This is a genomic window from Undibacterium sp. 14-3-2, assembly GCF_016595265.1.
GTDB classification, from domain to species: Bacteria; Pseudomonadota; Gammaproteobacteria; order Burkholderiales; family Burkholderiaceae_D; genus Undibacterium; species Undibacterium aquatile.
Genome location: NZ_JAENGS010000009.1, coordinates 138754 through 149538 on the forward strand (window position 1 = coordinate 138754; position 10785 = coordinate 149538).

Consider the following 10785-nt stretch of genomic DNA (forward strand, 5'->3'; position numbering starts at 1 on the left):
ACAATATCGGCTCAGAAAAATTCATTTACGGGTTAATAACAATGGCGACCAATCCATCTAAAGCCAGCTTATTAAGTGCACAACTAGACTTTGAAGACGTCGACGGTAAGGCCTTGAAAGCGGTGGATGCTGAGTTGGCGGATTTGAAATTTGATTTGCCATCTGACCCCGCGCCGAAAGCGCCTGCTGATGTGCGCTCTGCGCCAAAAACACAGGCCCGTACGACACCGGCCAAACCAGTGCTCACGCATCGCAAAACGCAAAAGAAAGATAATTTTGCTTTGTATGCGGCGATTATCGCTTTATGTAGCTTTGTCGTTATTTTTTCCGCTATTTTTTACATCAAAGTGATCGCCAAAGATGAAACCACCCCAAGTTATCTGGCGCTGCCAAAAACAGTCGTCAACGTTGATGGGCAAGTGATCCGCCTTCAGGTCACAATACAAGTGCAGAATAAAAACCGCGACTGGCTGGCGACGAACAAAAAAGCGCTGTCCGATATTTTTCCGATTGTGGTCGCAAAAATAAATCCTGAAGACCTGCATTCCGAAGAGGGTTTTGAACGCGTCCGGGAAATGTTGCGCTCAGAACTGAATCAGAGCCTGGCGACAGATAAAATCGATTCAGTACTGATCAATGAGTTGCTGATGCAAAATCATTAGGCGTCGATAAGTATGTTGTTCCGGGAATAAAAAAAGTGGCTTCATTGAAGCCACTTTTTTTTATGTGCATGAGATTTTCAGACGCTGACAGAAATGCTCTGAGAATTCGATGGGGACGGTGAGCTATATGCCTGCAACAGTTGTATCGCCTTTTTGAACAGTGTTGCTTCACTATTGTTGTCTGCAGCACCTGCTTGTTGAGTGCCTTTGTCGCCACTGGCAGCCGCTTTCGCCTCGAGCAGTTTCAGCAAATACGCTTCCTCTTCTTTTTGTGTGACCTTGCCATCCTGATTGGTATCGGCAGCTTCATACGTTTTGCTTGCGGACGTGTCACTAGCCGAACTTGTAGCGGTACTGCTGGTCGTGGCGCTGCTCGAGCTGACGGCGTCAGTTCCGCCTCCGGATGCGTCTGACGCACCGGATGGCGGCGGAGGCGGCGCACCTCTGTCCTGTCCTACACCGGAAGTGCGGCTTTGGTTGAACTGGCTTTCCAGGTCATCCGCCAGTTTTTTTAAGCCACTGGAAAACTCGTCTTTGGTTACTTTGCCGTCACTATCAGCATCAAGTTTTTTAAATAAATCGTTGGCAGTCGATGCCGCCTCGCTGCCGGACGTGCTGCCGGACGCGCTGGCGATGTTGCTGAATGCGGATTCCAGATCGCTGACTTCGAGATAGCCCTGACCTTTGGTATCGAGCTTGGAAAACGCCTGTTCAGCCATCTGCGCCGGATCCGGGCGTTGCCGTTTGACACTACTGACACTGCCTGAATAGGCGGATGTGGACGAAATACCGGAAATGCTGCTCATCGTGGTCTCCTGTGCGAAGAAAAAATCAGTAAGAGAAATGAATGAGATTGCGTGGACAGACAAGCTCAGACAAAACGTGTGACTGTGTTTATTGTCCCTTGTTGATTTTGCTCGTTTATGTCAACTTTGTATCAGGTATGACATACAAACATCAGGGGGGCGGACACTTTGCTTTCTTCTGAATTTATTTCGCTACGTTGATGGCCGTGCGGGGCAGGCGGATTTCAGCGGTAAGCCCGATCCCGTTGGGATTGTTAGTGAGATTCAGTACGCCATGATGCTGACGGATAATTTCCTGCGCAATACTTAAGCCCAGACCCACGCCACCGTTGTTTTTATTGCGCGCTCCGGCGATGCGGTAAAACGGATCGAATACTTTAGTTAGTTCTGATTCAGGAATACCAGGCCCTTCGTCACTGATACGGATCAGCGCGAAATCCGCCGCATCCTGTAGCTGAATCTGCGTGCTGCCACCATAAAAAATCGCGTTTTCCAGCAGGTTAATGATGCTGCGTTGTAATTCATTCGGCATTGCATAGACCGGTTGCAAATGACCTTCGATACGCACGCTCTTTCCTTCGTCGCGCATATTATCGACGATGGCTTCCAGCATGGACTGGATATCCAGATATTGCATGGATTCACTGCTGCCGCGTAAATAATCTAGCGTCGCATCGAGCATGTGGCGCATCTCATCGATGTCCTGCAATAACTTGCCGTTGGTGGCCGTGGCTTCCGTCTGATCTATGCGTAATTTCATGCGCGTTAACGGCGTGCGCAGGTCATGCGATACCGCTGCCAGAAAGCGTGCCCGCTCTTCCATTTGCTGATGTATCCGATATTGCATCTGATTAAAAATGACAGCAGCCTGCCTGACTTCCAGCGGCCCGGTTTCAGACACAGGAACAACTTGCTGATCGCCTAATGTGCTTGCCGCTGCGGCCAGATTCTGTATCGGTCTGGCGAGTGTACGCGAACTGATCCATGCGCCAATCGCCAGCAGTAGCAATTGCAGACTCATGCTGATCAGTAAGCCGGATAAGGGGCCGTCAATAGCGGATCTGCGATGTGGTGACGGCGGTCGCGCACCGTATTGTGGCGGATGATTGCTTGAATAGCCCGATTCTGCTCCCGGTAGGCGTAGCTCTGGCGGCGGTGGACGCGATGCATCTCTGAGGAACACGAAAAGTAAAACGAATGTAGCGGCATGACTCACGAAGACCGCGGCAAATGCGAGACCGAACAAGCGATTAAAAATCGTGTCGGCAAATACTCGCCGCATTTTTTGCCGTAATTTTTGCATCGTCGCGATTACAGGCTGGCGCTGAAGACATAGCCTTCACCACGCACAGTTTCTAATAACGAAGGCTGGCGCGGATCATCATTCAGTTTTTGGCGCAGACGTGACACCATCAGATCGATGCTGCGATCAACCGAATTGCTGGATTTGCCGATCGCCAGTTCGAGTAACTGATCGCGCGTCAGTATTTGTTTTGGATGGGCAAGGAATGCCCGCAATAATTTATATTCTGAATTGGATAAAGGAACGACCAGCTTTTGCGGGCTGAGTAATTGCCGGCTTGGGCAATGCAATTTCCATCCTTGAAAGTGAATTTCATTTTCCGAGGCGAGTTGCTGTTTTTTTGCTTCCGTCTGCGCGCGCCGGATCACACTTTGCATGCGGGCGACCAGCTCGCGGGTATCGAATGGTTTGACGACATAGTCATCTGCACCTAATTCCAGGCCAAGAATTTTATCGGACGATTCTCCGCGTGCCGTCAGCATGATGACCGGGATGTTGCTCTTGTTACGCACGTGACGGAGCAGAGTCAGACCGTCTTCACCGGGTAACATCAGATCTAATAAGACCACATCAAAAGTATGATGCGACAAGGCTTCACGCATACCGCTGCCATCGCCGACGGCGGTGCAGTGAATATCAAATTTTTCCAGATACTTGCACAGCAGGATGCCGATTTCAGCATCGTCGTCGACGAGTAAGGCGCGGATTCTGGCGCTGGTGAAAGACAACTTATAACTCCTGTAAGTAACGCAGCAGCTTCGCCAGTGCGTGTGCGACTGTTTGTTCGCGTACCGCGTGGCGGTCGCCGGTAAATATCAGTCGTTCGGTATGTGTGACGCCGCCGACGACCCAGCCGAAGCAGACTGTGCCGATAGGTTTACCGGGAACGGCCCCGGTCGGGCCGGCAATGCCGGTTGTTGATAAGGACACATTGCCTTCTGAATTGGCGATGGCACCTTCGGCCATTGCGGCGGCGATTTCTTCGCTGACCGCCCCGTGCCGGGCGATCAGCGCCGCCGGGATATTTAACAGCTCAGATTTGGATGAATTGGAATAGGTAACGAAGCCGCAGTCAAACCAGTCTGATGAGCCGGCGATTTCGGTGATCGCCTGCGCCACGCCACCGCCGGTACAGGATTCGGCGACCGTCAGTAACAGCCGTTTTTCTTTCAGTTCGGTGCCGATTTGTGCTGCAAGTTCAAGTGCGTTTTGCATGGTGGGTCTCCCGTCTGGTTTTTGTTGGCGACTGTAAAGTCAGACTTACTTTACCACCATGTATGGCAGAAAGTGAAGACGCCGGTGTGATCTATGACATGCGTCAGACATCAATGCCGTTCAGATCCGGTAAGGTGTCCGGCAAAGGCCAGTGTCACCATGCGCGCCAGAGTGCAAACACCAGCAGCGTAAAAAAGGCCGCGACAATATCGTCCCACATGACGCCGAAACCGCCCTTCAAGTGGCGATCGAAATAGCGGATAGGCGGCGGTTTGACCATGTCAAAAAAACGGAAAATCAGAAATGCCCAGGTTTGTGTGCGCGCATCTGCCGGCAGCACAAACAACAGCACTGCCCAGATCGCGATGATTTCATCCCACACCATGCTGCCATGATCAGCAACGCCGAGATTTTTTCCTGTGACTTTGCAAGCCCAGATGCCGATCAGAAAACCGATGAAGATGATCCACGCCCAGCCCACAGTCGTAAAAATTTCCGGCCAGCGCTGACTCAGTACATTAAAACTGAGCCAGCCGAACAGCGTGCCCATAGTGCCCGGCACAGCGGGCGATAAGCCGCTGCCGAACCCCTGCGCCAGAATATGTGCCGGATGACTCAGCATGAAACGCCAGTCGGGGCGGATGATGATCGTTGGTTGTTGCAGGTCTGACGTATCTGACGTGTTCATGGTGTGCTGAAATGATCAAAGGAATGGAGTGTCATGCGAACGGGTTGCTGCTGATCATCGATCAGACGCAAACCCGCGGCTGCTTCAATCTGACCGATGCGGGTGACTGGCGTATTGCTTGCGTGTCCAGCGGCGATGATGTCAGCGCGACGTGAGGCAGGCGCAGTGAAGCACAACTCGTAATCATCACCGCCTGTCAGCGTGAATTGGCGTCGTAATTCTATTGTTTGTCGCTGTAACACCGGCCCGGCGGGCAATTGATCGACAAACAGCGTGGCACCGAGACCTGAGCGTTCGAGTATATGGCCAAGATCACCGGCCAATCCGTCAGAAATATCGAGTGCCGCATGGGCGATGCCACGCAAGGCAATGCCGAGGGCGATGCGGGGCGTAGGCTGATGCATGCGCTGCGCTGCGCGTTCATGATCTGATTCACTGAGCGTCACTTCTTTCCAGTACGCAGCCAATGCCAGACGCGCGTCTCCCAGCGTGCCTGAGACCCAGATATCGTCGCCGGTCTTTGCCGCATCGCGCCGCAGCGCGCTGTCTGTCGGCAGCTCACCAAAAATGGTGATGCAGATATTCAGCGGTCCTTTGGTGGTGTCGCCACCGATCAGGCGGCATTGATGCGCATCTGCGAGACTCAGCAAGCCACGCGCAAATTGTTCCAGCCAGGCCGGATCCGCTTCCGGCAGAGAAAAGGCCAGCGTAAATCCCAGCGGCTTTGCGCCCATTGCCGCCAGATCCGAGAGATTGACTGCCAGGCATTTGTGCCCCAGCAGAAATGGATCAGCATCCGGAAAGAAATGGCGGCCTGATACCAGCATGTCGCTGGAAATCGCGATTTGCATACCGGGCGTGGGATTGAGCAAGGCGCAGTCGTCGCCGACGCCCAGCGCGAGCACGGCGTCAGGCGCGGAATGGTGCGCGAAATAGCGCTTGATTAAGTCGAATTCTGAGAGCATGCGCGCATTGTACCCAAGGATGATGGCGACGCGACATTCCTGATGACACCCTGATGCATGATTTATCGCACGCCGAATGGAGATTCCGTTCGCATAGAATTTTCCTTGAATACGCCTGCAACATGCCTTCAACACGCACGAGCGATTGCACCTCATTGAATGCCGATGGAGCAAGCTTTCTATGCTGTATTGGTATCCCCACGTTTTCCTCTTTTACCCGTCATTTTTAAGAAAAAAGGGGAGTATGTGAGAAAAACACGCTCATGTCCTTGTAAATAAAGGGCGTTAAAACATACTGGGGGGGGGAGTATATTTAACGCCCAAAATGCCTTTGGAGATGCTTTTCACTCACTCAGCACGCACTGGATTTGGCGTTTTCAGGCTATCGCTGAGGTTTTCACTGTTCCAAGTTCGCTCAATAAAGCATTCCTGATTTTCGCTTCCTGCGGTGCCACCGCGAAGCCGCGTATGACGCCATCATTGTCGATGAAGCGGCAGATGCTGGCGGACACTTCCGGATGACGGTCGGTCTGCTCGTTTTCCCATTGCCCACGCTTCGCCACTGCCAGCGGCGGTGCGACCAGTGCGATCGGATAGCTTGGCGTTTTCACCAGGACTGGCGCTGGTTTAAAGTCGATTGCGGTCGGCGTTCCAGCCAGACTTTGTGCAATTGCGCGCGCTGCCGCCATGATCGGTGCGACATACGGCAAGGTGATGCTATTGCCATCGGCTTGTGCATATTGTGCGCAATCGCCCAATGCATAAATGCCTTTGACGCTGGTTTGCCCAAACTTATCCACGAGGATGCCGCGCTCGGCTTGCAGATGCGCTTCCTGTGCGAGCCGGATATCGGCCCGCAGCCCTACTGCCGACAAGATCACATCGACGTCGATGTGTTCGCCGTTGGCCAGCGTGATTTGCAAGCCGGTGTCGGTGCGATCGATACTGCTGCTGGTCGTGCCCATTCGGAACTGCACGTGCCGCGCTTGCAGTGCTGCTTGTAATCCTGCAGAAATCGCTGGTGGCGCGAGTGCCGCCAGCGGTGCAGGATTCGGGTCGATCAGGGTGACCTGATGTCCTCCCGTGCTCAGATCGTCGGCAAATTCACAGCCGATCAGACCCGCGCCGATGATGGCAACGCGGGCGGATGTACCGGCAGCGCTGAGTCTGTCACGCAAGACAGCATAGTCATCCAGCGTATTCACCGACAACACCTGATCGGCGGCGTTGCCAGCGAACGGCAGGCGTATCGCTTGCGCACCGACCGCCAGTACCAGTTGGCTGAATTCAAATTCACCGGCGCTGGTGTGAACAGTTTGCTTTGTCGCATCTATCCCACGGACTTGTGTTCTGGTCAGGATCGTGGCATTGATTTGCGCCGCCATCTGATCTGCCGTCTGGCTGCGCAGATGACTCGCGGTTTTGCCTTGCGCAAAGGCGTTCGACAACATGGGCTTGGAGTAAAAGCCGCCATCATCGCCGGTGATGATCAGCACAGGTGTGGTTTTGTCCAGCTTGCGGAATTCACGGGCAACGGTGTAGCCCGCCAGACCGGAACCGATGATGGCGATGGGCTTCATATCAGAGTTCCACCATATCAAAATCGGCTTTGGCAACGCCGCAGTCCGGGCATTCCCAGTCGGCTGGAATGTCGTCCCAGCGTGTGCCTGCGGGGATGCCTTCTTCTGGCAAACCCAGTGCTTCGTCATAGATAAAACCGCATACGATACATTGATAAGTTTTCATATTGTCCTCAGAATCTTTGGTTGTTTTTTAGTGATGTTGTCAGCGATGCCGCATTGATTCGGCGGCATTGCTGGAATGTCCGGTGCACCGCTGCTTAGGATGCTTTGCTGGCTTCGAGCACAGCGCGATAGTGGTTCGCATGGCGCTCTTCGACTTTCGCCAGCGCGGCAAAGCGTTTGGCAGCCATAGCTAAAGTCCGCTTAAAGTTTTCAGCATGTTCCTTAGATTCTGCGATTTGCTCATCGTACTCGGCGACAGCAGCGTGATTGCCTTCTTCCACGGCGAGGTGGCGGAATTTTGGATACATTTCTGTGTATTCATACGTTTCTCCTTCAATCGCGATTTCTAATGCCCGTTGTGGTGTCAGTTGCGCTTTTGGATACAGCAGATCGAGATGACCAAATGCGTGCATGACTTCCTGATCTGCGGTCGCTTCAAATGCTTGCGCTACATCTTCAGCACCGGCTTCGCGTGCCAGCTTGGCAAAATAGCGGTATTTAATGTGTGCCATCGATTCGCCTGCAAACGCAGATTCGAGGTTTTGAATAGTGACGGATGGATTTGCCTGGGTGCTCATATGATTCTCCTTGGTGATCGTTGTTTAAAACGTTTTCTATCAAACATGGTGCAATGATAGATATTGGTAATTGATTTGTAAATTCAATTGTTTTTATTTATTAGATAGTTTTTGGCTATTTAATGGCGAGTGATTTGATCGATTTTTATCTGATTCGTCCTCTGAAAAAGATAAAAGTCGTGTAAATACGTATGAAGTTAGAGGGTTCCCTCTGCTAGAATCACAGGCTAATCGTAAGTTTTGAGTAAGTAAAAATAGAAAGAGGCAGCCCCACATGGATTCGTCATCAGATCAAAAAGAGCAAATACGTCAGCAGTTGCGCCAGGCCGCACTGGAATATCATGAGTTCCCGACGCCGGGTAAAATCAGTGTGACGCCAACCAAACAATTGACAAATCAACGCGATCTGGCGTTAGCGTATTCCCCTGGTGTGGCGTCTCCGTGCGAGGAAATTGTTGCTGATCCTACTGCTGCATTTAAGTACACCGCGCGCGGCAATCTGGTCGGTGTGATTACCAACGGTACCGCAGTGCTCGGTCTCGGCAATATCGGCCCGCTGGCATCTAAGCCAGTGATGGAAGGCAAGGGCGTTCTGTTCAAGAAATTTGCCGGCATCGATGTGTTCGATATTGAAATCAACGAACCTGACCCAGACAAACTGGTCGATATCATTGCTTCTCTGGAGCCAACATTCGGCGGCATTAATCTGGAAGACATTAAAGCGCCAGAGTGTTTTTATATCGAGCGCAAATTACGTGAACGCATGAAGATTCCGGTCTTCCATGACGATCAGCACGGCACGGCGATTATTGTCGGCGCCGCGATCATGAACGGATTAAAAGTCGTCGGTAAAGATATTAAAAATGCGAAACTGGTGGTTTCCGGTGCTGGTGCTGCAGCGTTGGCGTGTCTGGATCTGATCGTTGACCTCGGCTTCCCGATTGAAAACATCTATGTGACCGATCTGGCAGGTGTGGTTTACAAAGGCCGCGCAGAGTTGATGGACCCAGATAAGGAACGCTTTGCGCAGGAAACATCGGCACGCAGTTTGAAAGAAGTCATTGAAGGCGCGGATATTTTCCTTGGTTTGTCTGCTGGTGGCGTACTGAAACAGGATATGGTCAGAATGATGGCTGAAAAGCCGCTGATTCTGGCGCTGGCAAATCCGACCCCGGAAATTCTGCCGGAAGAAGTCAAGGCGGTGCGTGATGATGCAGTGATGGCAACCGGTCGTTCTGACTTCCCGAATCAGGTTAACAACGTTTTGTGTTTCCCTTATATTTTCCGTGGTGCGCTCGATTGCGGCGCAACGACGATTACACGTGAAATGGAAATCGCGGTGGTGCATGCGATTGCAGAGTTGGCACAGGCCGAGCAGTCTGACGTCGTTGCTTCTGCCTATGGCATCAGTAACTTGTCTTTTGGCCCGGAATACCTGATTCCCAAGCCATTTGATCCGCGCCTGATGATCAAGATCGCACCAGCAGTTGCAAAAGCAGCGGAAGAGTGCGGTGTGGCGGCGCGTCCGATCAAGGACATGCAGGCATACGTTGAGAAGTTGCAGCAATTCGTCTATCACAGCGGCACCTTCATGAAGCCTTTGTTTCAGTTGGCGAAAAAGGCGCCTGCAGATCGCAAACGTATTGTTTATCCAGAAGGTGAAGAAGAGCGCGTTCTGCGTGCTGTTCAGGTCGTTGTTGATGAGAAGCTGGCAACACCGATTCTGGTGGGGCGCCCACATATTCTGGCGCAACGCGTTGAGAAGTTTGGTCTGCGTATTCGCCCTGGTGTCGATTTTGAGGTGATCAACCCTGAGTTTGATCCACGCTACCGCGAGTATTCCAAGACTTATCATGAGATGACATGCCGCAAAGGCGTGACAGAGCAGTACGCGAAACTGGAAATGCGCCGTCGCCACACATTAATAGGATCAATGATGATCCATAAAGGTGATGCTGACGGTATGATTTGCGGCACGTTCGGTAGCACGGGCCTGCACCTGAATTACATCAACCAGGTTCTCGGTAAGCGCAGTAATGTTAAGGTGAATGCGGCGATGAATGTGCTGGTCTTGCCGGATCGTCAACTCGTTCTGGTCGACACGCATGTAAATGAGAATCCAACAGCTGAACAAATTGCGGAAATCACGATACTTGCCGCAGAAGAAATGCGCCGTTTCGGTTTGTTACCAAAAGCAGCCTTGTTATCACATTCTAATTTTGGCTCCAGCAATAGCGAATCCGCGCAAAAAATGCGTGCGGCGCTGGAAATCATTCAGCGTCAGGCACCAGACCTGGAAATCGACGGCGAAATGCATGGCGACACTGCTTTGGACTCAGCATACCGCAAAAAAATGATGCCGAATTCGACTTTGAAGGGCGATGCAAATTTACTGGTTATGCCAAATATTGATGCAGCTAACATCGCCTATAACCTGATGAAAATCACTGCTGGCAATAACGTTGCGATTGGCCCTATCTTATTGGGTTGTGCAAAACCAGTTCATATTCTGACTCCATCGGCGACAGTCCGTCGTATCGTTAATATGACGGCTTTATGTGTGGTCGACGCACTCGCCCAGCGCTGATTAATATCGCAGTGACCTGAAAACGGCCTTGCGTTCGAAATAACGCAAGGCCGTTTTTTTATCTGTGATCGTTGATTTGCGCCGAATGTCTTTACCGCCGTCATTCGCATATTCATTAAAATAATTTACCTGTTAGATTGCGAATTGAGGAAGGTTTTGCTATAGTTCGGCTCCCGCTGAGAAGCGGGGGAAGAAAGTGAAGTGAAGCAAGAAGTCACTGGCAGTCAACAAGCCAA

General features: G+C 51.8%; 11 protein-coding genes. 2 read left to right on the top strand and 9 right to left on the bottom strand.

The features are described 5' to 3' along the window. Window positions 1-41: 41 nt before the first annotated feature. On the top strand, window positions 42-662 hold the full coding sequence (gene fliL, locus Undi14_RS17815) for a flagellar basal body-associated protein FliL (protein ID WP_200182011.1): 621 nt from the start codon (window positions 42-44) through the stop codon (window positions 660-662). A 77-nt stretch (window positions 663-739) separates the two neighbouring features. Here fliL and Undi14_RS17820 read toward each other — a convergent pair whose 3' ends face one another. The 9 genes from Undi14_RS17820 to Undi14_RS17860 form a co-directional block, all read right to left on the bottom strand. After that, complete coding sequence (locus Undi14_RS17820) at window positions 740-1468, bottom strand: EF-hand domain-containing protein (protein WP_200182013.1); 729 nt, start codon at window positions 1466-1468, stop codon at window positions 740-742. Window positions 1469-1652: 184 nt separating this feature from the next. Beyond that, a complete protein-coding gene (locus Undi14_RS17825) occupies window positions 1653-2750 on the bottom strand; it encodes an ATP-binding protein (RefSeq protein WP_200182015.1) in 1098 nt (365 codons plus the stop codon). A 29-nt stretch (window positions 2751-2779) separates the two neighbouring features. Beyond that, on the bottom strand, window positions 2780-3499 hold the full coding sequence (locus Undi14_RS17830; RefSeq protein WP_234030679.1) for a response regulator: 720 nt from the start codon (window positions 3497-3499) through the stop codon (window positions 2780-2782). 1 nt (window position 3500) lies between these two features. Next, window positions 3501-3986 carry a CinA family protein gene (locus tag Undi14_RS17835; RefSeq protein ID WP_186885906.1) on the bottom strand — a complete coding sequence of 162 codons (486 nt, stop codon included), beginning with the start codon at window positions 3984-3986 and terminating at the stop codon, window positions 3501-3503. Window positions 3987-4140: 154 nt separating this feature from the next. Beyond that, window positions 4141-4674 carry a phosphatidylglycerophosphatase A gene (locus Undi14_RS17840; protein ID WP_234030680.1) on the bottom strand — a complete coding sequence of 178 codons (534 nt, stop codon included), beginning with the start codon at window positions 4672-4674 and terminating at the stop codon, window positions 4141-4143. Beyond that, window positions 4671-5639, bottom strand: coding sequence for a thiamine-phosphate kinase (thiL, locus tag Undi14_RS17845; RefSeq protein WP_200182017.1), 969 nt, complete (start codon window positions 5637-5639; stop codon window positions 4671-4673). Before thiL ends, Undi14_RS17840 begins: the two co-directional genes overlap by 4 nt. Before the next feature lie 377 nt (window positions 5640-6016). Then, window positions 6017-7219, bottom strand: a complete 1203-nt coding sequence (locus tag Undi14_RS17850) for an FAD-dependent oxidoreductase (RefSeq protein ID WP_200182019.1) — start codon at window positions 7217-7219, stop codon at window positions 6017-6019. A 1-nt stretch (window position 7220) separates the two neighbouring features. Continuing rightward, window positions 7221-7385, bottom strand: coding sequence for a rubredoxin (locus tag Undi14_RS17855; RefSeq protein ID WP_200182021.1), 165 nt, complete (start codon window positions 7383-7385; stop codon window positions 7221-7223). Between the two features lie 94 nt (window positions 7386-7479). Beyond that, the gene (locus tag Undi14_RS17860; protein ID WP_186898523.1) at window positions 7480-7962 is read right to left on the bottom strand and encodes a rubrerythrin family protein; all 483 of its coding nucleotides are present in this window, start codon (window positions 7960-7962) and stop codon (window positions 7480-7482) included. A 274-nt stretch (window positions 7963-8236) separates the two neighbouring features. Between Undi14_RS17860 and Undi14_RS17865 the strand changes: the two genes are divergently transcribed. Beyond that, on the top strand, window positions 8237-10549 hold the full coding sequence (locus Undi14_RS17865; RefSeq protein ID WP_186885901.1) for an NADP-dependent malic enzyme: 2313 nt from the start codon (window positions 8237-8239) through the stop codon (window positions 10547-10549). Window positions 10550-10785: the final 236 nt, after the last annotated feature.